General features: G+C 64.4%; 24 protein-coding genes. 17 read left to right on the forward strand and 7 right to left on the reverse strand.

Features of this window, described 5'->3' with window-relative positions:
• Positions 1–152: 152 nt before the first annotated feature.
• The 6 genes from LN996_RS15210 to LN996_RS15235 all read right to left on the reverse strand — a co-directional run bounded on the left by LN996_RS15210 (position 153) and on the right by LN996_RS15235 (position 5,017).
• Complete coding sequence (locus LN996_RS15210) at positions 153–851, reverse strand: GntR family transcriptional regulator (RefSeq protein WP_231341203.1); 699 nt, start codon at positions 849–851, stop codon at positions 153–155.
• A 145-nt stretch (positions 852–996) separates the two neighbouring features.
• Positions 997–2,067 (reverse strand): alkene reductase, encoded by a 1,071-nt coding sequence (locus LN996_RS15215; protein WP_231341204.1) that lies wholly within the window; start codon positions 2,065–2,067, stop codon positions 997–999.
• Positions 2,068–2,174: 107 nt separating this feature from the next.
• Positions 2,175–2,816 carry an SIS domain-containing protein gene (locus LN996_RS15220; RefSeq protein WP_231341205.1) on the reverse strand — a complete coding sequence of 214 codons (642 nt, stop codon included), beginning with the start codon at positions 2,814–2,816 and terminating at the stop codon, positions 2,175–2,177.
• A gap of 5 nt (positions 2,817–2,821) precedes the next feature.
• Entirely contained in the window at positions 2,822–3,328 is a 507-nt protein-coding gene (locus LN996_RS15225; protein WP_231341206.1) for a hypothetical protein, read from the reverse strand.
• A 106-nt stretch (positions 3,329–3,434) separates the two neighbouring features.
• Positions 3,435–3,773 carry a hypothetical protein gene (locus tag LN996_RS15230; protein WP_231341207.1) on the reverse strand — a complete coding sequence of 113 codons (339 nt, stop codon included), beginning with the start codon at positions 3,771–3,773 and terminating at the stop codon, positions 3,435–3,437.
• 257 nt (positions 3,774–4,030) lie between these two features.
• The gene (locus LN996_RS15235; protein ID WP_269215749.1) at positions 4,031–5,017 is read right to left on the reverse strand and encodes an SDR family oxidoreductase; all 987 of its coding nucleotides are present in this window, start codon (positions 5,015–5,017) and stop codon (positions 4,031–4,033) included.
• A 108-nt stretch (positions 5,018–5,125) separates the two neighbouring features.
• Here LN996_RS15235 and LN996_RS15240 point away from each other — a divergent pair, with 108 nt between their 5' ends.
• Positions 5,126–5,311 (forward strand): CsbD family protein, encoded by a 186-nt coding sequence (locus LN996_RS15240; protein WP_018777112.1) that lies wholly within the window; start codon positions 5,126–5,128, stop codon positions 5,309–5,311.
• A gap of 161 nt (positions 5,312–5,472) precedes the next feature.
• Here the strand turns inward: LN996_RS15240 and LN996_RS15245 are convergent, their stop codons facing one another.
• Entirely contained in the window at positions 5,473–7,200 is a 1,728-nt protein-coding gene (locus tag LN996_RS15245; protein ID WP_231341208.1) for a cytosine permease, read from the reverse strand.
• 194 nt (positions 7,201–7,394) lie between these two features.
• Here LN996_RS15245 and bioB point away from each other — a divergent pair, with 194 nt between their 5' ends.
• The 16 genes from bioB to fdxA form a co-directional block, all read left to right on the forward strand.
• Entirely contained in the window at positions 7,395–8,429 is a 1,035-nt protein-coding gene (bioB, locus tag LN996_RS15250) for a biotin synthase BioB (protein WP_231341209.1), read from the forward strand.
• 211 nt (positions 8,430–8,640) lie between these two features.
• Entirely contained in the window at positions 8,641–9,966 is a 1,326-nt protein-coding gene (locus LN996_RS15255; RefSeq protein ID WP_231341210.1) for an adenosylmethionine--8-amino-7-oxononanoate transaminase, read from the forward strand.
• A gap of 8 nt (positions 9,967–9,974) precedes the next feature.
• A complete protein-coding gene (locus LN996_RS15260; protein ID WP_374202226.1) occupies positions 9,975–11,132 on the forward strand; it encodes an 8-amino-7-oxononanoate synthase in 1,158 nt (385 codons plus the stop codon).
• A complete protein-coding gene (gene bioD, locus LN996_RS15265) occupies positions 11,129–11,812 on the forward strand; it encodes a dethiobiotin synthase (protein WP_231341212.1) in 684 nt (227 codons plus the stop codon). The genes LN996_RS15260 and bioD overlap by 4 nt, the downstream gene beginning before the upstream one ends.
• Positions 11,809–12,993, forward strand: a complete 1,185-nt coding sequence (locus LN996_RS15270; protein WP_231341213.1) for a cytochrome P450 — start codon at positions 11,809–11,811, stop codon at positions 12,991–12,993. The genes bioD and LN996_RS15270 overlap by 4 nt, the downstream gene beginning before the upstream one ends.
• A gap of 48 nt (positions 12,994–13,041) precedes the next feature.
• Entirely contained in the window at positions 13,042–13,449 is a 408-nt protein-coding gene (locus LN996_RS15275; RefSeq protein ID WP_231341214.1) for a very short patch repair endonuclease, read from the forward strand.
• Between the two features lie 336 nt (positions 13,450–13,785).
• Complete coding sequence (locus LN996_RS15280) at positions 13,786–14,166, forward strand: Hpt domain-containing protein (protein WP_231341215.1); 381 nt, start codon at positions 13,786–13,788, stop codon at positions 14,164–14,166.
• A gap of 90 nt (positions 14,167–14,256) precedes the next feature.
• Positions 14,257–14,856, forward strand: a complete 600-nt coding sequence (locus LN996_RS15285) for a helix-turn-helix domain-containing protein (protein ID WP_189015422.1) — start codon at positions 14,257–14,259, stop codon at positions 14,854–14,856.
• Between the two features lie 164 nt (positions 14,857–15,020).
• Positions 15,021–16,352, forward strand: a complete 1,332-nt coding sequence (locus LN996_RS15290; protein ID WP_231341216.1) for an MFS transporter — start codon at positions 15,021–15,023, stop codon at positions 16,350–16,352.
• Between the two features lie 10 nt (positions 16,353–16,362).
• Positions 16,363–17,736 (forward strand): FAD-dependent oxidoreductase, encoded by a 1,374-nt coding sequence (locus LN996_RS15295; protein ID WP_231341217.1) that lies wholly within the window; start codon positions 16,363–16,365, stop codon positions 17,734–17,736.
• The gene (locus LN996_RS15300; protein ID WP_231341218.1) at positions 17,733–18,989 is read left to right on the forward strand and encodes a CaiB/BaiF CoA-transferase family protein; all 1,257 of its coding nucleotides are present in this window, start codon (positions 17,733–17,735) and stop codon (positions 18,987–18,989) included. Before LN996_RS15295 ends, LN996_RS15300 begins: the two co-directional genes overlap by 4 nt.
• Positions 18,986–19,792: an enoyl-CoA hydratase-related protein gene (locus tag LN996_RS15305; protein WP_231341219.1), complete on the forward strand. Its 807-nt coding sequence runs from the start codon at positions 18,986–18,988 to the stop codon at positions 19,790–19,792. Before LN996_RS15300 ends, LN996_RS15305 begins: the two co-directional genes overlap by 4 nt.
• Positions 19,793–19,840: 48 nt before the next feature.
• Positions 19,841–20,785: a dihydrodipicolinate synthase family protein gene (locus LN996_RS15310; RefSeq protein WP_231341220.1), complete on the forward strand. Its 945-nt coding sequence runs from the start codon at positions 19,841–19,843 to the stop codon at positions 20,783–20,785.
• On the forward strand, positions 20,785–21,597 hold the full coding sequence (locus LN996_RS15315) for an SDR family oxidoreductase (RefSeq protein ID WP_231341221.1): 813 nt from the start codon (positions 20,785–20,787) through the stop codon (positions 21,595–21,597). Before LN996_RS15310 ends, LN996_RS15315 begins: the two co-directional genes overlap by 1 nt.
• A gap of 25 nt (positions 21,598–21,622) precedes the next feature.
• Entirely contained in the window at positions 21,623–23,116 is a 1,494-nt protein-coding gene (locus LN996_RS15320; RefSeq protein ID WP_231341222.1) for an aldehyde dehydrogenase family protein, read from the forward strand.
• Positions 23,117–23,122: 6 nt separating this feature from the next.
• Positions 23,123–23,504, forward strand: a 382-nt coding sequence (fdxA, locus tag LN996_RS15325; protein ID WP_374202225.1) for a ferredoxin, incomplete at its 3' end; no start/stop codon positions are given.

Genomic DNA, 23,504 nt, shown 5'->3' on the forward strand with positions numbered 1-23,504 from the left:
TCCTATAGGATTTACGAATCAAGCAAGACTGTCAACCCTTTTCCGGAACTTCCTAGATCCTATATGTCTTACATATGCATGTGAAGGGGGTCACTGTGCGCACAAAGAAGGCCCGCCAGCGCAGCCGGCGAGCCCCTTGTTTAGTCCGGTGTTTAGTCCTCCGGCGCGTCAGCCATAGCCCGGCCACGGACCTTTTCGACGTGGTCAACCATCATCTCCGCGGCCTTCTCCGGGTCGCCGCCGAGCATGGCGTCAAGCACAGCCTGGTGCTCTGCAATGGCTTGCTCCGCATCAGTGATGCCCACTCCCCCGAACAGCCGGAAGCGCTGGATCTGGCCACCGAGGGTGTTGTAGGCCGCGAGCAGGAACTGGTTGTTGGCCTGCGCGGCGATGAGCTGATGGAACCGTTCGTCTGCCTCAAGGTAGCTGCGGTACTCGGCAAACGTGCCCCCACGAGGGGCGGTCTTGAGATCCTCCACGGCCCGCTTCAGGGCCTCCAATCCGTCCGGCGTCATGCGGGAACAAGCCAACTTGGCGTTAACGGGCTCGATGGACAGGCGGGCTTCCATAAGCTCCGCAAAGTCCTCCCGGGTGAATACGGGCGCCACCCGGTACCCTTTCAGCGCAACGCGCCGGACCATGCCAGTGTGCTCCAGGCGAGCCAGGGCTTCGCGCACCGGAGTGGGAGAAACGTCGAGTTCGCGCGCCATCCCGTCGATGCTCACGGCCGCCCCGGGCTCCAGGCGGCCGTCCATGAGCCACTCGAGGAGCGCTTCATAAACGTGGTCGGCCAACACTTGGCGGCTGACGGGAAAACCAGCGCGGGCACCAGCAGGGGAAGGATCAGACATGCCACAAATCCTATAGGAAAGCAGGCGCGGGGCCGGTCATATTCCGCGCGGGCGGCCGCAAGGTTAAACCACGACGTCGGCACCCGGGCGGGCGCCGACGTCGTGGTTTTGCTGAGGTGCTTTGGGCTAACAGCGGATGACAGACCTAGTTCGCATAGAACGGGTAGTCGGTGTAGCCCTCGGCGCCGTCGGCGTAGAAAGTGGAGGCGTCCGGCTCGTTGAGCGGCAGGCTGTCGCGCCAGCGGCGGGCGAGGTCCGGGTTGGCGATGGCAGGGCGGCCGACCACCACGGCGTCCGCGAGGCCGCCTTCGATGATGGCGAAGGCTTCGTCGCGGGTCGTGATTTCGCTGAACCCGGTGTTGACAAGGAACGTCCCATTGAAACGCTCCCGGAGGTCCTGGACCAGGCTGCTCTTGGGGTCGTGGTGCAGGATGCTCAGGTAGGCGAGGTTCAGCGGTGCGATGGTGTCCACCAGGACTTCATATGTTGCCCGGACGTCAGCGGCATCGGTTTCCGCGATGCCCTGGACGTTGTGCTCCGGGGAAATCCGGATGCCCACACGGTTGGCACCGAGGGCTTCCACCACGGCGTTGACGGTCTCGATCACGAAGCGGGCCCGGTTCTCCGGGGAGCCACCGTAGCTGTCCGTGCGGATGTTGGAATTGGGCGCAAGGAATTCGTGCAGCAGGTAACCATTGGCGGAGTGGAGTTCCACGCCGTCGAACCCTGCGTCGATGGCGTTCTTGGATGCGGTGACGATTTCCTGAATGACACCCGGCAGTTCGTCGGTGCGGAGTTCGCGCGGGACCGGGTACGGCTGCTTGCCGCTGGGGGTGCGGACGGCGCCGTCGATGGCGACAGCGCTGGGACCAACGATCTCATTGCCGCCCGTGATGTCCGAGTGCGAAACGCGGCCACCGTGCATGACCTGCGCGAAGATGCGCCCACCGTCGGAGTGAACGGCCTCGGTGACTGTCTTCCAACCCGCGATTTGCTCCTCGGTGACGAGTCCGGGCTGTCCCGGGTATGACTGGCCGGCCGCAACCGGGTAGGTACCCTCGCTCACGATCAGCCCCAAGGAAGCCCGCTGCCTGTAATGCTCGGCGATCAACGGACCCGGCACGCCATTCTGACCCGCACGAAGACGCGTCAGGGGCGCCATCACCAGTCGGTTGGAAAGTTCTAGCTCGCCGAGGGCCAGGGGGGAAAACAGCATGCGCAGTTCCTTTCAGAATGAAACAGGTTCACTCTGCCCAACTGCAAGGCGTCTGCAACTATTCCGATGGAGGCGCAGATCACACGCACGTGTCAGCGCGGGAGGACTTACTCCGCGTTGCGGTTCTTCAGTGCGTCGTCGAAGCACTCACAGAGGGCCAGCACCGCGACGAGGTGCGCTTCCTCCGCGTGGGCGGGGTCCGTGTTGACGCAGATGGCCTCATCGACCGACTGCGCCAGGTCCTTGGATTCCTTTCCGGTCAGAGCCCACACCCGCGCTCCACCAGACTTCGCGGCGGCAGCAGCATCCCTGAGGTCCTCGGTGATTCCCTTCGCGGCGAGCAGCACCACAATGTCTCCGCGTCGGACCTGATCCGAGATCCGGGCACTAATACTTCCTGCGGCCCCATCTGATCCGTCGGTGCCTTTGGGGATGTAGATCGCTTTGAAGCCGGAACCGTCCCCGGGATCGTGGGCGGCAAGCTCGGAAGTGAATCTCTGGGCCTCGTGCGAGGACCCGTCGCTGCCCGCGGCAAAGACAGTTCCACCGCGCAGCCTGACGAGTGCCAGCTGTTCGCCCCATTCGGCGAGCCTGGAAGATTCGCGCCGCAGTGCCGCTACTGCCGGGCCGATCTCCCCCAAATGCCCCAAAACGACGTCAACCGCGTGCCGGCTCGCCTTCGACTCAGCCGAGCGCACCGCCTGACCTGTTCGTCTCACCACGATGCTCACTTCCTGCCTCCGTTCCATGGAAACTATGAATTCCTGTCACCCTCGCGCGTTGAATCGTCACGCACTGAACCGTCACGCACCGAATCGTCACGTCCGTTGCGGTCGCGCCTCAGGCGCGCACCGTCGTCGACCGTTGCCTGGTCCCGACCAGTCGCGCGCTCCGTATGCTCATTGCGTTCCTCGTCTGTCCCGCGGCCATCCCTGACGTTGGGGTCCAGCTTGTCAGCGTGCCGAAGGTGCTCCTCGACCCGCTCATGCGCCTCGCCGGCCTTCTCCGCGTGGCGCTCCGCGTCCTTGCGAAGCCGGTTCGCCTCGACTTCCGCCTGGAGCGCGGCCGCTTCAGCCTGCGCCGACTCGGCTTTGGCTTGGTGTGCTCCGATGGCTTCCTCGGCTGCCTTCTCACGCAACTCCTCGGCCCGGTGCCGGTTCATCTCCGTTCTCTTACGGCGTCCAATCACCACTGCGGCAATCACCACAGCAATAACGACGACGGCCAACACGATGATGAGAACCAGTTGTCCCGTGTCCATGTGCACTACCTCCTGATGGGCGGCTTTTATGGGTGCCGCTCGTGGCCCACGCTGTGCTTGATACTCGAGGTGTGCCCCGATGAGGCCACCTCGAAACTACGGGCTCTCAGGCCGGCAGCTCCATCCGGAATCCGCAGCGGCATTGGATCACGCGCGTCTTCAGGTAAACGTCCAGCAAGCCGTCGTCCACGTCCTCAGTGGTCATGGGGGCGTATACGCTCCGGGCGGACGATTTCGCGAAGGTCATGGCTTCTCCGCAGTGAAAGTACGTCCCACCGAATTGGAGCAAACCGGAAACGCTTCCGTTCCGGTTGAGGACCGCGGCAACGTCATGGAACGCAGCGTTGTGGGCGTACGACGCCTCGCAGGCGAGGCAGCTGTAGGACACCCGGACCATCAAATCGCCGGCATGCGGGTCAATGGATTCGATGGTTTCCAGATCCAAGTGATCAGCGGACCGGCATTGGCTGCACCGGAGGGGTTCGGCGTGAGGACGGGTTGCGTCCCCTGGAACCAGAGGGTTTTTCATTGACGGCAATGCGGACACTCCTCGGTCATCTCTGCCCGAAACTCTCCCTTGCCCACCATGTTAACACCGATGATCAGATTACTTATGGTTTTATTTGCCGGTAGTTTCGGCAAGGCCGGTGCCCACTCAGCGTCGAAGACGTCCCTGATCCCACGTTTTGAACCCCCGGACGATCAGGCCAAGTGCTTCCCACCCGTGACGCCAATGACCGATCCCGAGATATAGCTGGAATCCTCACTGGCCAACAACACATAGGTCGAAGCAAGTTCGGCCGGCTGCCCCGCACGGCCCAGCGGGGTGTCCTGCCCGAACGCTTGGATCTTTTCCACGGGCTGGGTGGGCGGCTGCAGCGGGGTCCACACCGGACCTGGGGCTACAGCGTTGACGCGTACGCCCTTCGGCCCCAGTGATTCCGCCAAGGAAAAGGTCATGCTGTTGATCGCTGCTTTGGTAGCGGCGTAGTCGATCAGGGACGGGCTTGGGTGGTAGCCCTGGATGGACGAGGTGTTGATGATTGCGGAGCCCGGCTGCAGGTGAGGGAGGGCAGCCTTGGTGAGCCAGAACAGGGCGTAGACATTGGTCTTGAACGTCCGGTCAAACTGATCGGTGCTGAGGTCTTCGAGTCCTTGGCTTGTTGTCATCTGGAACCCGGCGTTGTTCACCAGGACGTTGAGCCCACCGAAATCCATCACGGTTTGGGCAATGACCTCCTGGCAGAACTCCTCGTCCCGCAGGTCGCCTGGTAATGCCAATGCCCTGCTTCCGGCGTCTTCAATCAGCTGGACCGTGTGCTCGGCGTCCTGCTCTTCTTCGGGCAGGTAGGTGAACGCAACATCGGCACCTTCCCGGGCAAAGGCGATGGCCACAGCCTTGCCGATTCCGCTGTCGCCGCCGGTGATCAAGGTCCGGCGGCCCAGCAGGCGGTGGTGGCCCACATAGCTTTGCTCGCCGTGGTCGGGCCGTGGGTTCATGGCCTCGGTCCAGCCGGGGTAATCCTGGGTTTGTGGCTCGAATTCTCCCGACGGGTATTTGGTGCGGGGATCCGCGCTCTCCCCGTCAGGATCGTAGGACCCGGACGCCACATTGTTGACCAAGGCCATGGCGATGTCCTCGTCAAGGTCGGTCTTCTCCGTTTGTTCGTTCCGGATCTCCGCAGCCATGGTCTCAGTGTAAGCATCCTGACTATTTTTGGACTCCATTCAGGAAGTACCCAGAATTGCTCGATAGCCTAGCAATTGTCAGCGTTTGATTACATCGAAGGAGGGCCCATGGGACTCGGAGACAAGATCAGCAACAAGGCACAGGAAGTCACCGGCAAGGCAAAGGAAGCCTTGGGCGACGCCACCAACAACGAGAAACTGCAGGCCGAGGGTGTCGCTGACCAAGCGGCGGCCAAGACCAAGCAGGCCGGCGAGAACGTCAAGGACGCCGCAAAGGACGCCTTCGACAAGTAAGCCCCTGGCCCCGCAAACACAGCACTAAACACACAGCAGAACGCCCCGGCTCCTTTCCTGGAAGCCGGGGCGTTCTGCGTGCACCCAAGTAGGTCGCAGATCAGGTCCTACTGAGCTCTCAAAACGACCTGGTCTGACACCTGGTGGGGTTCGGGGAGCGGCTACTTCTGGGCCGGGAGCACCAGCTCGCCCGACTTATCCGTGGACAAGGCAAGGGACGAGATGTACTGGGGTTCGCCGTCGGGCCCGTCCTGACCGGACCGGAGCATGTCCGGGCGTTCGAACTCAAGGCCCGTGACGTGGCAGAGAAGCTTCGCGTCGCTCGGGTTGCCGTCGGCATCGAACATGGAGAGGTCGATGCCGTCGTCAGTCCGGCGCAGGTAGTAGCGGCCCTTCGTGGCAAGGGCGAGCACGGGCGGCAGTACCAGGGCCAGACCCACCGCGAAGATGGGCGAGAACGGCTGGACACCGGAACCGAACGCCCCGAAGAACACCGCGATGGAGACTCCCGCTGAGACCAGCATGGACACGAAGCCCACCGGGTTCACGGCGTAGAGCATGCCGCGGCGGAACTCCGGAACCTTGGGCGAGATCTTCAGAAGGTACTTGTTGATCGCGATATCGGAGGCAACCGTGACCACCCAGGCCATGGCGCAGTTGGCGTAGAAACCGAGGATGGTGTTGAGGAACTCGAACATGTTCGACTCCATCAGGATCAGCGCGATGACCAGGTTGACCACCACGAACACCATGCGGCCCGGGTAGGTCTTGGTGATGCGGGTGAAGGAGTTGGTCCAGGCCAGCGAACCCGAGTAGGCGTTGGTGACGTTGATCTTGATCTGGGAAATAACCACCAGCACCACAGCCAGTGTCATCGCCAGCCATGCCGGCATCATCTCCTCGTAGACGCCCAGGAACTGGTGGACCGGCTCATTCGCGGAAGAAGCAGCTGCGGGGTCCAGCTTGGCAATGAGGTAGATCGCGATGAAGAGGCCAATGATCTGCTTGATGGCACCGAAGATGACCCAGCCCGGTCCGGCGAGGATCACGGCGCGCCACCAGGCACCCTTGTTCTCGGCGGTCTTGGGCGGCATGAAGCGAAGGTAGTCGATCTGCTCAGCGATCTGCGCCATCAGGGACAAACAAACACCTGCGGCCAGCATCACCGAGGCCAGGTTGGGGCCGCCCCCGCCGGACGCACCGGTGAAAGCGAAGAAGGCATCGATGCTCTCGGGGTGCGACAGCAGCAGGTAGCCAACGGGAACCACCATCAGCAACAGCCAGAGCGGAGTGGTCCACACCTGCAACGTAGCGAGTGTCTTCATCCCATAGATCACCAAGGGAATGATGATGATGGTGGACACTGCGTAGCCGATCCATTGAGGGATACCCAGGCCCAACTGCAACCCCTGGGCCATGATGGAGCCCTCGAGGGCGAAGAAGATGAACGTGAAGGTGGCGAAGATGATGTTGGTGACCACCGAGCCGTAGTAGCCAAAGCCCGAGCCTCGGGTGATGAGGTCAAGGTCGATGTTGTACCGGGCGGCGTAGTAGGCCAACGGGAACCCGGTGGCGAAGATGATCACGGCCGCCACAATGATGCCAAAGATCGCATTCACCGTTCCGTACGCGATGCCGATGTTCGCGCCGATCGAAAAGTCGGCCAGGTAGGCGATGCCACCCAGCGCGCTCGTGGCCACCACACCGGCGCTCCACTTCCGGTAGGAGCGCGGGGCGAAGCGGAGCGTGTAATCCTCCAGGCTCTCCTTCGCTGCACTCATTGCGTCGGAGTTGCCGGCTGCTGGAGCACCCGAGGTGCCGGTTCCGACGGCGGTGCTTGCCGCCGTCGTCGGCTCCAGTGTGGCGGTACTCGTCTTGTCGTCGATCATTCGTGGTCGCTTTCGTCGGGGTCTGTGCCTCGCCCCCGACGCTAGTCACGCAGCGCGTCAATTCAGTCACGTCCATGTTTCACAGCTGTAACTTCTGCACCAGGCGCCCTGGGCAGTCAAGTCCAAAATCAACCACCCGCGTTTGTACGCACCCCACAAAATCGCCCTTCACCAGCGCGGATACCGTCAAGGACATGAGCACCCAAGCAACCCAGGAATCCCGGGAAACCACCACCTACGCCATCCTGGACACCGCCCGCGAGCAGGTCCTCGAACGCGGCGAGGGCCTGACCGAAGCCCAACTCATCGAGATCCTTGAGCTCCCCGACGACGCCATCCCCGCAGCCCTGCAACTGGCCCACGAGGTTCGCCTCAAGCACTGCGGCGAGGACGTGGAAGTGGAGGGCATCATCTCCATCAAGACCGGCGGCTGCCCCGAGGACTGTCATTTCTGCAGCCAGTCCGGCCTGTTCGACTCCCCTGTACGCGGTGTCTGGCTGGACATTCCGGAACTGGTCAAGGCCGCCAAGGAGACCGCCGCCACGGGGGCCACGGAGTTCTGCATCGTCGCAGCCGTACGCGGGCCCGACATCAAGCTCATGAACCAGATCAAGTTCGCGATCGACCGTATCAACGAAGCAGTGGAGATCAACATCGCCTGCTCGCTTGGCATGCTCACGCAGCGGCAAGTGGACCAGCTGGCCGAGTGGGGCGTCCACCGGTACAACCACAACCTTGAAACGGCCCGGAGCTACTTCCCCGAGGTTGTGACCACCCATAGCTACGAAGAACGCCTGGAAACGTGCGCCATGGTCAAGGCCGCCGGCATGGAACTGTGCTGCGGCGCCCTGATCGGCATGGGCGAATCAGTGGCCCAGCGTGCCGAACTCGCAGCCCAGCTCGCGGCCCTTGAACCCCACGAAGTCCCGCTCAACTTCCTCAACCCCCGACCCGGAACACCCCTGGAGAACCAAGGCATCATGGACGGCAAGGACGCCCTCCGTGCCATCGCGGCGTTCCGGCTCGCCATGCCCCGGACCGTGCTCCGCTATGCCGGTGGCCGTGAACTCACCCTCGGCGACCTCGGCACCCGCGAGGGCCTGCTCGGCGGAATCAACGCTGTCATCGTGGGCAACTACCTCACCACCCTGGGGCGCCCCGCCCACGCCGACCTGAACCTGCTGGTGGAGCTCAACATGCCCATCAAGGAATTCCAGAAGTCGCTGTGACCACCGCAGACTTCCAACAGTTTTGCGGGCATTGCGGCGGTAACGTCCATGGCAGCGGTGACAGCCCGACGTCGGACTCCCAGCAAAACTGCCACCAGCGGCTGGCGATGGAGCCGCCGCGCTTCTGCCCGCAGTGCCGCCGCCGCATGAAGGTCCAGGTCACGCCGCTGGGCTGGACCGCGGACTGTTCCAGGCACGGACGGCTGGCATCATGAGCACGCTGATCGAGCGTGACCGCGCGAGCCTATGGCACCCTTACGCGCCTGCCTCCCCGACGCTTCCCCTGTGGGAGGTGGAAGCGGCCGACGGCGTGGCGCTGCGGCTTCGCGACGAACGGGGACGAACGCATGAGGTGCTGGACGCGATGTCGTCGTGGTGGTCGGTGATCCACGGCTACCGGAACCCCGTCATGGACGCCGCCATCCAGCGCCAGCTCAGCAGTTTCAGCCACGTGATGTTCGGCGGGCTCACGCACCAGCCCGCCGTGGAACTCGCGGAACGCCTGCTGTCCATGGCTCCGGGCGAACCGGGGAGGCGCCTGGAACGGGTGTTCCTGGCAGATTCGGGATCCATCTCGGTCGAGGTCGCGCTCAAACTGGCGGCGCAGTTCCAGACGGCAACCGGCCGGCCCACGCGGCAGAGTTTCCTGACCATCCGTGGCGGTTACCACGGGGACACGTTCGCGGCCATGGGCGTCTGCGATCCTGTGGACGGCATGCATTCGTCCTTCCCAGGGTTGCTGGCCCGCAACGTCTTCGCGCCCCGCCCACCTGCGGCCGCAACAGCCACCCCCGCCGGAATCGAGGAATGGCGGGCCGCCGTGGAGCGCCTTGCCGTGGAGCATTCCAACGAACTCGCCGCGATTATCGTGGAGCCATTGCTTCAAGGCGCAGGCGGCATGTTCATGTACCCGGCCGAGTGCGTTCGGATCCTGCGTGGGATCGCGGACCGCCACGGACTGCTGCTGACCCTGGACGAGATCGCCACGGGTTTCGGGCGAACCGGCGAACTCTTCGCCGCGGACCACGCACGCGTCGTCCCGGACATCATGTGCGTCGGCAAAGCGCTCACCGGCGGTTACCTCACCTTGGCTGCGACGCTGTGTACCGGCGACGTTGCCCGGGCGGTATCTTCCGGAGGCGCCGGGGCACTCCTGCACGGTCCCACCTTCATGGCCAATCCCCTGGCGTGCGCCGCCGCCAACGCAAGCCTCGGCATCATTGCCACGGGAGCTTGGCGAGAGGACGTGGAACGCGTTGGCACCGCACTTGCCGAGGGTTTGGCCCCGGCGATGACGCTCGACGCCGTTGCCGGCGTCCGTACCTTCGGCGCCGTGGGCGTCATCGAATTGAGGGACGCGGTGGATGTGACCGCGGTGACGAAGGCCGCCGTCGAGCATGGCGTGTGGGTTCGCCCGTTCCGGAACCTGGTCTATGCGATGCCGCCGTACATTAGTTCGGACGCTGAAGTGCGCGCGATGGCCGCTGGCATGGTGGCCGCCGTGGCGGAAACCTCCCACCAGGTGGTGGCCGCGTGAGCACCGCCATGGCCACGTGGCTGCAGGAACAGGCCCGGGTCCGCGAGCGCCGGGGCTTGGTGAGGATGCCTCAAGTTCGCCGGGCGGACCACCGGATGATCGACCTCGCCAGTAACGACTACCTCGGCTTGGCCACGGATCCCAGGCTCGCCGAAGCCGCGCGGGAAGCCATCGCCAAGTGGGGCACGGGCGCCACGTCGTCCCGACTGGTAGCGGGCACCACCGCGCTGCACCTGGAGTTGGAGCACGGACTCGCTGAGCTGACAGGGATGGACGCCGGGCTGGTTTTCTCCTCCGGCTATCTAGCGAACCTTGGAGTCACTACCGCCCTCGGCGGCCCGGGGGCATTGATTGTTGCCGACACGCAGTGCCATGCCTCGCTGATCGATGGCTTCCGGCTGAGCCGCTCCGAGGTGAAGGAATTCACGCACAACAGCGTGGCGGACGCGGCGGAAAAACTGGCCAAACGTACCCAGCCACGGGGGATCATCGTCGTGGAGTCCATTTATAGCGTGGGCGGGGATGCCGCACCGCTACTGGAACTCCTGGACCTGGCCGAAGCCCATGACGCCGTGCTGCTGGTTGACGAAGCCCACAGCCTGGGCGTCGCGGGCTCCGGGAAGGACGCCGGACGTGGCGCGATCGCGGGAACCGGATTGGCCGGCCATCCCAACGTCATCGTCACAGCCACCCTGTCCAAGGCACTTGGCAGCCAAGGCGGAGCCGTGCTGGGCCCAGCCCTGCTCAGGGAGCACTTGGTGAACAGGGCCCGAAGCTTCATTTTCGACACAGCACTCGCTCCCCCGGCGGCGGCCGCGGCGCTCGCTGCCATCGGCGTCGTGCGTACCGAACCGTGGCGTGCAGCGGCTGTCCACCACAACGCAGCTGCCATGGCTGCCCACCTTCAGCCTGCGCTGGAGAGGCTCGGCAGCGCCGTCGAACGCTCCGCCGGAGCAGTCCAGTCCATCCCGATGCCCTCCGCTGCAGAGGCTCTCGCTGCCAGCGGGGCCGCCCATGCGGAGGGCGTCCTAGTGGGGTGCTTCCGCCCACCGTCCGTCCCGGATGGGGTGTCCCGCCTTCGCCTCACGGCCAGGGCCACCCTCACCCCGGCTGACATCGACCACGCCTGCGCGACGTTGCGCGGCATTCTGGAGAGAACATCATGAAACTGCCTCCCATCGTCCTGGTCACCGGCACCGATACCGGCGTCGGTAAGACCATCACGACGGCGGCCGTCACCGCTGCCCTTCATCAGAGGGGCCGGACGGTTGCCGTTTACAAGCCCTGCCAGAGCGGAAATGTGGTGGGCGATTCCGATTGCGCCGAGGTGACCCGCTTGGCGGATCCGCTCACGACGGAGGCTGGCGTCGTTCTCCAAGAGCCCATGGCGCCCGTCCCTGCAGCCGTCCTCGATGAGGTCACCCTGCCACTGCTGGACGTTCACGCCGGGCGGATCCGTGAGCTGTCAGCAGCGCACGATCACGTGCTGGTGGAGGGCGCCGGCGGACTGCTAGTGGAGTTGGATCACGACGGCGGGACGCTGGCCGATCTGGGAACCCGGCTGGGCGATTCGGCTGCTTTTGTTGTGGTGGCGCGGTCCGCCCTGGGCACCTTGAACCACACGGCGCTGACGCTGGAGGCATTGGACCGAAGGACCTTGCCCGTAGTGGGAGTGGTTCTCGGAAGCTGGCCGGTGACGCCGGGCGCGGTGGAGCGGAGTAACAGGGCTGCCATCACCTCGTGGCCGGTTCCATTCCTTGGTGCCATCCCGGTTGATGCCTCCGGACTGGATCCTGCCGATTTCCGCGCCCATTCATGCGCATGGCTTGAGGGGCTGCCGGCATGAGCGCGGCAGCAACCACCGAAGTGGGTCTTCCCGAGTCCGGCGCCTGCCCTTACCGGGTGCTCCGGAACCCGGATACTGTCCGCGAAGTGCTGCACAGGCCGCAGGACTTCAGCCCGGCCAACGCGCTGCTGGCCGTGACGCCGTTGAGCGGACGGGCGCTGCGGGTGCTGCAGAAGGCCCGGTTTGCGCTTCCGCCGGTCCTGGCCAGCAACGACACCGGGACACACGCAGGCATCCGCAAGGTAGTGGCGGGTTTCTTCACGCCAGCCAAAGTGGCAGCGATGGAACCCCGCATTCGTGCCTTGGCGCGCGAATCAGCTGCCCGCGCCGCGCAACTGATGGCCTCCGGAGGGAGCGTGGACCTGGTGCAGGCCGTGGCCGCCGATCCCCCGGCCATCGTGATGCTGGAGATGCTGGGTTTGCCGGTCCGCGACGTGCCGGCGTTGAAAGCGTGGAGCCTGGACTCGTTGGAACTGTTCTGGGGCTGGCCGGATGAGGACCGGCAACTCGAGCTGGCCCACAGCACCGCAGACTTCTACTCCTGGCTCAGGGAACTGGTGTTGGAATCGGTGGCATCGCCGGAACCCAACCTCTTCAATGCGCTGGCCCGCCACGGTCTCAGCACTCCCGGGATCTGCTCCCTGGGCTACTTCCTGCTGATCGCTGGACAGGAGACCACCACGCAACTGATCAGCACCACGTTGTTCCGCTTGGCCGAAGGGTCCCGTGGCATCTCCTGGTGCGAAGCCGCTTCCGCCCCCAAGGCCCGCGACCTGGTCCGCCACGTCCTTGCAACGGAGTCTTCCGTGCCCACGTGGCGACGGGTGGCCAGCCAGGACACGGAGCTGGACGGTCAGCGTATCCCGGCGGGTGAGGAGATTCTCTTGGAGCTGACGGGCAATCACGGATTCCCTTGGGCAGATACTGCCGGCGCCGATACTGCCGGTGCTGAAACTTCCGGCGCCGATCGTCCGGGCCCCACGCCCTACGGCCTCGCCTTCGGCTCCGGGATCCACCGGTGCCTGGGTGCCAAGCTCGCCGAGCTGGAGGCCGCCGTCGTCGTTCATGAAACGGCAGCTGCCCTCAAGGGTGTCCGGCTTCGGGACTCAAACCCGGATTGGCTCCGGTTGTTGTCCTTCCAGGCGCCCAGGACAGTAACCCTGGAGTTTTTGTACAGCTAATGCCTCTAAAACCCGGTCTTAGGGGCAAGAGGTGTACAAAAACTCCGCGTGGTGGTCCGCAAGCTCCTGCACGCGAAAGGGTACCGGTACCGGCTGCACGGCCAGGCCGGGGCGGCGAAGCTGCCGGGGCGTCCGGACTTGGTGTTCGCGGGACGGCGCAAGGTCATTTTCGTCAACGGCTGTTTCTGGCATTTCCATGACTGCCGGGTCGGGCAGCATGCGCCAGCGGCCAATGCCGGGTTCTGGGAAGCCAAGCGAACCCGGACCCGTCAACGCGATGCCGAGCAACGGGAGCAGCTGGCTGCGGGAGGCTGGGACGTGCTGACGGTATGGGAGTGCCAGCTGAAGGACCGGTCAGTACTGGAAGACCGGCTCACGGAGTTTCTGGATGGGCAGCCTGGGAACCCCTCCGGCTATCGCGCAGGCGGAGCAGATGGGGCGGACGTGACCGACTGATCAGTAGCTGCGGGACGGGTGCTCTGTTCCCAGAGTGCGAACGCTGCGGTGCCACCGATGCCAAGGAGAACGGTCATGCAAAAGACGATGATGACCATGAGGCCTGGTGCTGGACGAGCACTACTGTTCATGCTGTTTCCCGTTCCTTGATTCAAGCCTGGAATCCCCCGGATCCGCGATCTTTCAGCTGCTCGTCCCAACTCTGTGGGCCGGTGATCAAGACTCCCTCTGAGTCCGCTCAAGATTGGATCAAGCTTTGCTTTTATGGCGCGTCGGCAGTTGAACGGGTCCTACTGTTGAATCGTGAATCTATTGTTTGGAGGCGGGAGGAGTCTGGTGTCTGAGTATGACGAGTGCACAGACGCCCTGGTGGATCGCACCGTCCTGACCGAACTCCAGGCTGAGCTTGGCGGAGACCAAGCCATCATCGGCGCCTTCGTCCGTAACTACGTAGCCCTCCTGCCGTGGCGGGTTTCGCGGCTTCATCGTGCCTTGGAAAACCTGGACATGGAAGACGCCATGGACGCTGTCCTGAGCTTGAAGACCTCCAGCCACATGGTGGGTGCCATCTGCATGAACCGGCTGGCGACAGAGCTTGAGATCAGCATCCGGCTCCTGCCCAACGCGGACCACCTCTACGAACTCGCTCCGCAGGTCAGCGAAATCGACCTTTACGTGCGCGGGACCATCAGTGAGCTTGAAACACCACTCCTGTAAATTTCTTCACCTTATTGAAGAGAAACCATTGACTCGCTAAAGATCTTCACTATAGTTGTGTGAGTTAGCTCACCAACGAAGGATGCGGCAATGACTACCGAGACTCCTGCTCCACCGGCCACCAGCGAACTGCTGGCGACCGTCGGAAACAAGGTGCGCACCATGCGCAAGGCAAAGGGAATGACCTTGGCCCAACTCTCGGACATCACCGGCCTTAGCCAGGCGATCGTCAGCCAAATCGAACGCGGCATGGCCAACCCTTCCTTCACCACACTCGCTCAATTGGCCCACGGCCTGGACATCCCGGTGGGAAGATTCTTCATCGGCCAGGAAGAATCCAAGTCTCCCGTGGTCCGCAGGTCCGATCGACGCAACCTTAAGAACGTCACCCGCGAATCCGTGGGTGAAGCAGTGCACGAGCTGCTCACCCCGAACCGCGACGGCAGCATCGAAGCGCAGTGGATCAGCACGCCCCCAGGGCATGACACCAGCGACACCCCCTTTACCCACAGCGGTGAAGAGTTCTGCTACATCATCTCCGGCCGTAAGGACGTCTATCTCAACGGCGTCTGCTACAGCCTTGAAGAGGGCGACTCCATCACCTACTCCTCAGAGATTCCCCACTGGTACAAGAACAGCTACGAAGAGGTATGCGTAGCCATCTGGGTCAACGCACCACACGCGTGGTAACCCTGCCGCCCCGACACGGCGCCAGCGTTTTCCCTTAACTGTCCGGACACGACACCGTGGCCGCTGACAATCCTTGCCACTTTCGCATCAAGCGCCTCCTCCAACAGGCGTTCCTGCGTCATACCCTCCCACGCCCTCCTGGGCGTCAGCGTAAGGACACTTCCATGCTCGACACCACAACGACGGACAACGTAGTCCCATCACCAAGCACCACCCATTCATCTCCCCGGAAGAACGCAAAATTCACCCCGGAAGTCCGCAAAGGCCTGCTGGGCCTGGGCCTCGGAAACGCCCTGGAATGGTACGACTGGATGGTCTTCGGACTCCTGTCCGCCTTCATCGGCCCCAACTTCTTCCCCAACACCGATCCACTCTCCGCAACGCTGAACGCCTTGGCCGTGTTCGCCGTCGGATTCGCGTTCCGTCCCCTGGGCGGCATCCTGCTGGGAACCTTGGCCGACCGTATCGGCCGCCGCCGCGTCATGCTGCTCTCCATCATGTTGATGGCCGGAACAACGCTGGTCATCGCCGTCACTCCAAGCTATGCGACCATCGGCCCCGCTGCGGGAATCATCCTGCTGGTTTGCCGCGTCCTGCAAGGCATTTCCACCGGCATTGAGGCTCCGCTGTCCACCTCGCACGCCGTTGAACTCGCCCCAGAGGGTCGGGAAGGCTACGTGGCCGGCATCATGTCCTTCTACGTCAACATCGGCATCCTCCTCGCCTCGCTCATCAGCTTCCTCTGCAGCCTGGTCCTGGGCGGAGCCGCTATGGCCGACTGGGGCTGGCGCGTACCGTTCATCATCGGCGCCCTCTTCGGATTCGTGGTTCTCTACCTCCGCCGTTCCCTGCCGGAAACGCTCAAGGCCGAGGAAATGGCCACCAACACCCCCCGCGCAGTGTGGTCCGGAGTCCGTAAGCACTGGCTGTCCGTCCTGGCCATCATCTTCGTGGTGGGCGCAGCACAGGCCTACAACTACGCCTGGAACGTCGGGCTCCCCAGCGCAGCACGCAGCGGATTCAAGGAAGATCCCACCGCCGTCTTCGCCCTCACCACCATCCTGGGCGTCATCCTGGTGGTCGGCAGCTGGGTCATCGGCAAGCTGGCCGACGGCAAGGCAATGTCCAAGTGGTTCCTCGTCACCCGAATCCTTGCCATCCCATCCGTATTCCTCATGCTGATGTACGTCCAGCCAGGCATCGGCGGCTTCGCGGCCGTACTTCTTGGCGGCTCCATTGTCCTGGTCCTGAACATGACCCTCTACAACGTGGTCAGCTCGTCCCTGATGCCCAAGAACATCCGCGGCACGGGCGTGGCCCTGGGCTACGGCATCGGCGTTGCCCTCTTCGGCGGCACTGCTTCCTATCTTCTGGTCTGGTTCCAATCGCTGAACCTCACCTGGGTTTTCCCGGTCTACGTGGCCGTCCTGTCCATCCTCAGCATCGTCTTCTACCTCGCCGCACGCCGCAGCAACGGCATCTTCGTCGGAAAGTAAGGAACCTCCCATGAACGCTCTGAACTCACTGGAACTCAGCACCACGACGGCGGACCTCACCGCCCCGGTCATCTCACGCTCCAATGTCCTGGTAGTTGGTGGTGGTCCCGCCGGCGTGGCCGCTGCCGTCACCGCGGCCCGTTCCGGCGCCAAGGTCACCCTGCTGGAACGCTACTCATCCTTGGGCGGCCTGGCGTCGGGCGGTATGGTCCTGGTTCTCGATGACATGATCAACGGCCAGGAAATCACTGTCACGGGCATCGTCTCCGAGTACGTCGAACGCCTCCAGAAGCTCGGCTTGGCAATCGTCCCGCCGGCAGATGACCGCAAGACCTCCGAGGAACTCTGGAACAAGTGGGGCCGCTACGGCACCTTCGACTTCCATTCCCACACCAACCCCAAGCCCATCTGCTACGCCGCCGCCTTCGATCCCGATGGCTGGAAGCGCGTCTCCAACGACCTCGTCCGCGAAGCCGGCGTGGACCTCCGCCTGCACTCCTGGTTCTCCCGTCCCATCGTGGACAACGGCGTGATCAAGGGCGTCATCTGCGAAACCAAGCTTGGCCCGCAGGCGTTCATGGCCGACGTCGTCATTGACACCACCGGTGACATTGACGTCGCTTCCCGTGCCGGCGCCAGCTACGCCAAGGACAACTACCTCACCACGCTGGTCTTCCGCCTGGGCAACGTGGACACCAACGCCGCCGAAGCCTTCGAGCAGGCCAACCCCAAGGAAGCCCGGGCCATCAACCGCAAGATCAAGCGCCTCCTCGGCGGGGCGTGGGAACTGTGGTGGCTCAAGACGCCCATCGACGGCGTGGTGTGGTGCAACGCCCCCCACATGACCGGCTTTGATGGCGTGGATCCCGCCGACATGACTGCCGCGGAGTTTGCCGCGAGGGACCGCATCTCCGAGGCCGTGGACTACGTCCGCGCCAACCTCCCCGGCTTCGAAAACTGCTACATGCTGGACGTCGCCTCGCAGATGGGTGTTCGCCAGACCCGCCTCCTGGAGGGCGAGTACGTCATGACCAAGGACGACGTCACCCAGCGCCGGCACTTCGCTGACACCGTGGCCCGCGGCCGCGACTACTACTACCCCTACCGCTCGCTCCTGCCCAAGGAAGTGGACCAACTCCTGGTGGCCGGCCGCCACTACTCCGCAACGCCGGAGGCGCAGAAGATGTCCCGCGAGATCCCGCCCTGCATGGCCATGGGCCAGGCCGTCGGCGTCGCAGCAGCACTCGCCGTGGAGAACAACCTCCTGGTCCGCGACGTCTCCGCGCTGGACATCCAGCAGGGCATGCGCCACCACGGTGCAGACCCGGGCGACGTCCCGTCGTCGAACGCTACCGTCGACGCAACCGCGGCGGTGCCGGCATGAGCACCGTGACCGTAGAACCGGAACAGCAGGAAAGCACGACGGCGGCACTCGCCACCGGGTCTCCCGCAACCGTGCCGCTCCCGCTGGATGGCATCAAGATCGTCGACTTTACGCAAGTGTTCATGGGCCCATCCTGCACGCAACTGCTGGGTGACTACGGCGCGGACATCATCAAGGTGGAACGCCCGGGCGCCGGTGACATCTCGCGCAATTCCTTCCCGGACCAGGACGGCCAGGACAACCCGATCTTCCTGTCCATCAACCGGAACAAGCGCAGCGTCTCCGTGGACACCCGCACCGAAGAAGGCCGCGACGTGTTGCACCGGCTGCTGGCCGGTGCAGACGTAGTGGTCAGTAACTTCCGTTCCGGTGTCATGGAGCGCATGGGCTTCGGCTACGAAGAGCTCAAGGCCACGAACCCGGGGATCATCTGGGCATCGGGCACCGGTTTCGGCCCGGACGGTCCCTACTCGCACAAGGGCGGCCAGGACGCGATCGCGCAGGCATACTCCGGTGTGATGTGGCGGCGCGAGTCCGAGGACACCAAGCCGGCCATCTACCCCACCACCTTGTGCGACTACATCACCGGCATGCACCTCATGCAGGGCATCCTGCTGGCGTTGCGCACCCGGGAAACGTCCGGAGTTGGCCAGCGTGTGGAGGTGACCATGTATGACTCCATGCTGCACCTGCAGATGCAGGAGGCGTGCATGCAGCTCAACCGCGGTTACGAGGTCAACTGGGGTGCCATGCCCCTGAGCGGCGTCTTCGAAACCACTGACGGTGCCGTGTGCATGGTGGGTGGCTTCACGCCGGACCCGCTGGCCCGGATCTCCGACGCCCTGGGGCTGGATGAGGACCTGACGCAGCGTCCGGAATTCTCCAGCCTGGAACAGCAGTTCAAGAACAAGCCGGCGTTGCAGGCGATCTTCCGGGAGCACATCGCCACCAACTCCACCGAGTACTGGACACACCAGCTCGAGGAGCAAGGGCTGCTCAACGCTCCGGTGCACACCTTGGAGCAGGCGTTGGCGGATGCACAGACAGAAGCCAACGGCATGATCGTGGAAGCCGAACACCCCTCAGTAGGCACGGTCCGCATGCTGAACGCGCCCATCCGGCTCTCGGCAACGCCTCCCAGCATCCGTCGTGCAGCGCCCCGCCTGGGCGAGCACAACGTGGAGGTCCTGTTGGAGAACGGCTTTGACCAGGAAACCATCGAACGCCTGCAGCAGTTGGGGGTCCTCCGATGACGACTGTTGTGGAGTCCCACGTTGACACCGTGACCCTGACCATTGAGAACCATGTGGCAACGGTGGTCATCGATCGCCAGCATGTCCTCAACGCCGTCGATGCCACCGCCCAAGCCCGGCTCAACGGGATCTGGGACCAGCTGGAGAACGATCCATCAGTGCGTGTCGTCGTGATCACGGGCGCCGGATCCCGTGCCTTCTCGGTGGGCGCGGACATGTCTGCCTCCGCCGTGGACAAGACGGGCCTTGAATACTGGGCCGGCCTGGATCCCAACGGCTTCGGCGGCCTGAGCCTGCGCACCACCCTCGATATCCCGGTGATCGCCCGAGTCAACGGCTACGCCCTGGGCGGCGGCATGGAGATGGTGCTCGGCGCAGACATCGTGGTGGCGGCCGATACCGCGAAATTCGGCCTGACCGAGCCTCGCGTGGGGCGGTTGGCGCTCGACGGCGGCATCCACCAGTTGGTGCGGCGGATCCCGCACACGCAGGCCATGGGCATGCTGCTGACCGGTCGCAAAGCCGACGCCGCGGAAATGCACTCCATGGGCCTGGTCAACGAGGTGGTTCCGGCTGAAGAGCTGGACGCCGCGGTGCAGCGCTGGGTGGACCAGATCGTTGCCTGCGCCCCCACGTCGGTCCGGGCAGTGAAGCAGATGGTCACACAGACCACCCATCTCACGGCGAAGGAAGCCCGCGGCCTTCGACTGCCAGCCCTCATGGCTGCCTTGGACAGCGAAGACTCAGCCGAAGGCGTCCGCGCTTTCCAGGAAAAACGCCCGCCTGTCTGGCCGGGCCGCTAAGTAATCCGCCTTCCCGTATTTTGCGGTTTGCACTGAAAGGAACCAACCATGACGCAATCCGTTGCGCCCAAAAACAGAGAATCCCTGCCTGCAGGCGTGTGGGGCGTCGTAGCCACCCCGTTCCAAGGCAGCACACTGGACGTTGACCTGGACAGTCTGGCCGGGCTTGTGGAGCACTATGAAGCCATCGGCGCCACCGGGCTCACCGTCCTGGGCGTCTTCGGCGAAGCAGCCGCGCTCACGGCCGAGGAAAGCCGGGATGTCCTGGAAACCGTGGTCGAATGCACCTCGCTCCCTTTGGTCGTTGGCGTGACCGCCCTGGCCACCCGCACTGCCATCGAGGAAGTACTTGCAGCCCAGGAAGTGGCCGGCAGCCGGCTCGCGGCCGTGATGGTTCAGGCCAACTCTGCCAAAGCTGGGACGGTGATTGACCATCTGGAGGCCATTCACCGTGCTACCGGCGCCAAGGTGGTCCTGCAGGATTACCCACTGGCCAGCGGTGTCAGCATCGCGACGTCCGCGCTGATCTCCGTGGTCAACGCCTGCGAGTACGTGATCGCCGTTAAGGCCGAAGCGCCGCCCACCAGCGTCGCGATCGCGGAGCTGAGTGCCGCCGTCGGCGTTTCCATCTTTGGTGGTCTTGGCGGGCAGGGCCTGCTGGACGAACTCATGGCCGGTGCGGCCGGCGCCATGACGGGGTTCTCCTACCCCGAAGCCTTGATCGCCTGTGTACGGGCGTGGCAAGAGGACGGCTACGAGGCCGCCCAACGCGAGTTGCTGCCCTATCTGCCACTGATCAACTTTGAGCAGCAGGCCAAGGTGGCGTTGGCCATCCGCAAGGAATGCCTGCGCGAACGCGGCCTCATCAAAGACCCGGGCGTCCGGGCGCCAGCGGCGGGCTTCCCCGAGAACCTGCGGACCAGCATGGGGACGCACCTGGGCGAAGCAGCGTCGGCACTGGAGACCGCGAAAACAACAGTGGGGAGCTTCTGATGGACCTGGGAATTGCCGGCAAGACCGCGTTGATTGCTGCGTCCACGGGTGGGCTGGGCCTGGCCGTGGCGCGTGCTTTGGCTGCCGAGGGAGTACGGGTGGCGATCGTTGGCCGCCGCAGGGACCGCGCCAAGGAGATCGTCGGGGAACTGCAGGCTGCGTACGGGACTGGCTCACTGGGTACCAGCGGTTTTGACGCCGTCGCCATCGAGGCCGACCTCACCACTGCCGAAGGCATCGAGTCCGCCATTGAACAGACCGTGGCGGACTTGGGACCCATCGACATCCTGGTCCTCAACGGTCCCGGCCCCAAGCCCGGCGCCGCCGCGACCTTGAGTTCGGACGACATCGCCGCGGCCTTCGATCTCCTGGTCAAACCCCATCACGCCTTGGTATCGCACGTCCTTCCGGGGATGCGGGAACGGCGTTGGGGCCGCATCCTGGCCATCGGATCCAGCGGCGTCGTCGCTCCGCTGCCCAACCTCGCCGTCTCCAACACCGGACGCGCTGCCCTGGCCGGGTACCTCAAGACGCTCGCCGCTGAAGTGGCGTTGGATGAAGTCACCGTGAACCTGCTGCTGCCCGGCCGGATCGCCACGGATCGTGTCACCCAGCTGGACCAAGCCGCCGCCAAACGACGCGGCACCACCATGGAAGACATCCAGCTCGAATCCCGCAAGACCATCCCTGCACGCCGCTATGGAGAACCCGCCGAGTTCGGTGCGGCCGCCGCGTTCCTGTGCAGCGCGCCGGCGTCGTACATCACCGGAGTCGCGCTCAGGTGCGACGGCGGACTGATCCGCAGCCTCTAACCCCACTACTTTCAAAGGAAACGCCATGACGTCCACAGCCCTGGAAACCACCCTTGCCGTGAATACCAACCCCGGACAACACTCCAGCATCACCGCACAACACCTCATCAACGGCCATTGGCTGGGCGAAGCCGACACCCAGCGGATGAACCCGGCCCGTCCGGAAGAGCTCGCCGCGCTCTCCCCCAGCGGTACTGCCGGGGACCTTGACGCCGCCGTCACGGCAGCCGCAGCAGCCCAGCCGGGCTGGGCTGCCATGCCCGCACCGTCGCGGGGCGCCATCCTCATCGCTGCCGGCAACCTGTTGATCGAACGCCAGGCTGCCATCGCCGAGGACTTGGTCCGTGAAGAAGGCAAAACCCTGGCCGAGGCCAAAGGCGAGGTCAAGCGGGCCTCTGACGTCCTCCGTTTCTTCGGCTCCCTCGGCTGGGCCGCCACCGGTGAGGTCCTGCCCAGCGGATTGCCGGACACCACCATCACCACACGCCGCGAGCCGCTGGGCGTCATCGGCCTCATTACCCCGTGGAACTTCCCCATCGCCATCCCGGCATGGAAGACTGCCCCGGCCCTGATCAGCGGGAACACCGTGGTCATTAAGCCGGCTGAACTCACGCCGTTGTCGGCAACCCACCTGGCCCGTGCACTCCAGGACGCCGGACTGCCCGCGGGCGTATTCAACGTGGTGCATGGCAAAGGCCGCGTGGTGGGTGATGCCCTGGCCCGGGATCCGCGCATCGCCGGAATGTCCTTCACGGGCTCCACCAATGTGGGCCTCGGACTGCAGGAGATCCTGAACGGCCGCCGGGCCCGGGTCCAGCTGGAAATGGGCGGCAAGAACGGTGTCCTGGTCCTCGACGACGCCGATGCCCGCAAGGCTGCCCAGGTGGTGGCGGCAGGTGCTTTCGGCCTGACGGGACAGGCCTGCACGGCAACCTCGCGCGTGTACGTGACGCCGGGAATCCGCGCTGCGTTCCTGGACGCACTGGTCCAGGAGGCCGCTGCATACAGCACCGGTGACGGTCTTGACCCGGATGCCCGGATGGGCGCCGTGGTGAGCAGGCAGCAATTCGAACAGGACCAGGCCGCGGTGCGTACCGCCGTCGAACGCGGCGCAACGCTCCTGCACGGAAGCCACGACGGCGACCCGAACGGTCCGCTGTTCTTCCCGGCCGCGGTTCTGGCTGACCTGGCGTTCGACGACGCCGCGGTCACCGAAGAAATTTTCGGTCCCGTGGTTGCGGTACTTGAGGTGCCCGATTACGAGGCCGGCCTCGCTGCCATCAACGATTCCCGCTATGGCCTCACCGCCGGCATCTGCACGGACTCGCTGGCCCTCGCGACGGACTTTGCCGCACGGGCGCAGGCCGGCGTGGTCAAGGTCAACCGCCCCACCGCGGGGCTGGACCTCAACGTGCCTTTCGGCGGCGTGAAGGACTCCTCAACGAATACCTTCCGTGAGCAAGGCAGGTCCGCCCTGGACTTCTACACGTGGGGCAAGACCGTCTACACGGGTGTGTAGCGAGCCATGAGCTACGTGATCGCCCAGCCCTGCGTTGATGTCAAGGACAAAGCGTGCATCGAGGAATGCCCCGTGGACTGCATCTACGAGGGCGAACGCTCGCTCTATATCCATCCGTCTGAATGTGTGGACTGCGGGGCATGCGATCCTGTGTGCCCCGTTGAGGCGATCTACTACGCGGACGATGTCCCGGATGAATGGGCCGACTACGTCCGGGCCAACGTGGAGTTCTTCGAGGAACTGGGCTCGCCGCAGGGCGCGAACGGTTTGGGCAACCTGGGCCGGGCCGCCCCCCGGGGGGGGGGGGGGGGCCCCCGGCCACCGCAGAGGCAACTGGCCCGCAGAGCCTCACCATGGCCAAAGCGCTCAACACCGCGATGGCTGATGC

Source organism: Arthrobacter sp. AK01 (genome assembly GCF_021109375.1).
Classification (GTDB): domain Bacteria; phylum Actinomycetota; class Actinomycetes; order Actinomycetales; family Micrococcaceae; genus Arthrobacter.

Excerpts from the sequence above, each read along its gene's own strand:
- LN996_RS15210 (WP_231341203.1), bottom strand. The coding sequence starts at position 851 with ATGTCTGATCCTTCCCCTGCTGGTGCCCGCGCTGGTTTTCCCGTCAGC.
- LN996_RS15215 (WP_231341204.1), bottom strand. The coding sequence starts at position 2,067 with ATGCTGTTTTCCCCCCTGGCCCTCGGCGAGCTAGAACTTTCCAACCGA.
- LN996_RS15220 (WP_231341205.1), bottom strand. The coding sequence starts at position 2,816 with ATGGAACGGAGGCAGGAAGTGAGCATCGTGGTGAGACGAACAGGTCAG.
- LN996_RS15225 (WP_231341206.1), bottom strand. The coding sequence starts at position 3,328 with ATGGACACGGGACAACTGGTTCTCATCATCGTGTTGGCCGTCGTCGTT.
- LN996_RS15235 (WP_269215749.1), bottom strand. The coding sequence starts at position 5,017 with ATGGCTGCGGAGATCCGGAACGAACAAACGGAGAAGACCGACCTTGAC.
- LN996_RS15240 (WP_018777112.1), top strand. The coding sequence starts at position 5,126 with ATGGGACTCGGAGACAAGATCAGCAACAAGGCACAGGAAGTCACCGGC.
- LN996_RS15245 (WP_231341208.1), bottom strand. The coding sequence starts at position 7,200 with ATGATCGACGACAAGACGAGTACCGCCACACTGGAGCCGACGACGGCG.
- bioB (WP_231341209.1), top strand. The coding sequence starts at position 7,395 with ATGAGCACCCAAGCAACCCAGGAATCCCGGGAAACCACCACCTACGCC.
- LN996_RS15255 (WP_231341210.1), top strand. The coding sequence starts at position 8,641 with ATGAGCACGCTGATCGAGCGTGACCGCGCGAGCCTATGGCACCCTTAC.
- LN996_RS15260 (WP_374202226.1), top strand. The coding sequence starts at position 9,975 with ATGGCCACGTGGCTGCAGGAACAGGCCCGGGTCCGCGAGCGCCGGGGC.
- bioD (WP_231341212.1), top strand. The coding sequence starts at position 11,129 with ATGAAACTGCCTCCCATCGTCCTGGTCACCGGCACCGATACCGGCGTC.
- LN996_RS15270 (WP_231341213.1), top strand. The coding sequence starts at position 11,809 with ATGAGCGCGGCAGCAACCACCGAAGTGGGTCTTCCCGAGTCCGGCGCC.
- LN996_RS15285 (WP_189015422.1), top strand. The coding sequence starts at position 14,257 with ATGACTACCGAGACTCCTGCTCCACCGGCCACCAGCGAACTGCTGGCG.
- LN996_RS15290 (WP_231341216.1), top strand. The coding sequence starts at position 15,021 with ATGCTCGACACCACAACGACGGACAACGTAGTCCCATCACCAAGCACC.
- LN996_RS15295 (WP_231341217.1), top strand. The coding sequence starts at position 16,363 with ATGAACGCTCTGAACTCACTGGAACTCAGCACCACGACGGCGGACCTC.
- LN996_RS15300 (WP_231341218.1), top strand. The coding sequence starts at position 17,733 with ATGAGCACCGTGACCGTAGAACCGGAACAGCAGGAAAGCACGACGGCG.
- LN996_RS15305 (WP_231341219.1), top strand. The coding sequence starts at position 18,986 with ATGACGACTGTTGTGGAGTCCCACGTTGACACCGTGACCCTGACCATT.
- LN996_RS15310 (WP_231341220.1), top strand. The coding sequence starts at position 19,841 with ATGACGCAATCCGTTGCGCCCAAAAACAGAGAATCCCTGCCTGCAGGC.
- LN996_RS15315 (WP_231341221.1), top strand. The coding sequence starts at position 20,785 with ATGGACCTGGGAATTGCCGGCAAGACCGCGTTGATTGCTGCGTCCACG.
- LN996_RS15320 (WP_231341222.1), top strand. The coding sequence starts at position 21,623 with ATGACGTCCACAGCCCTGGAAACCACCCTTGCCGTGAATACCAACCCC.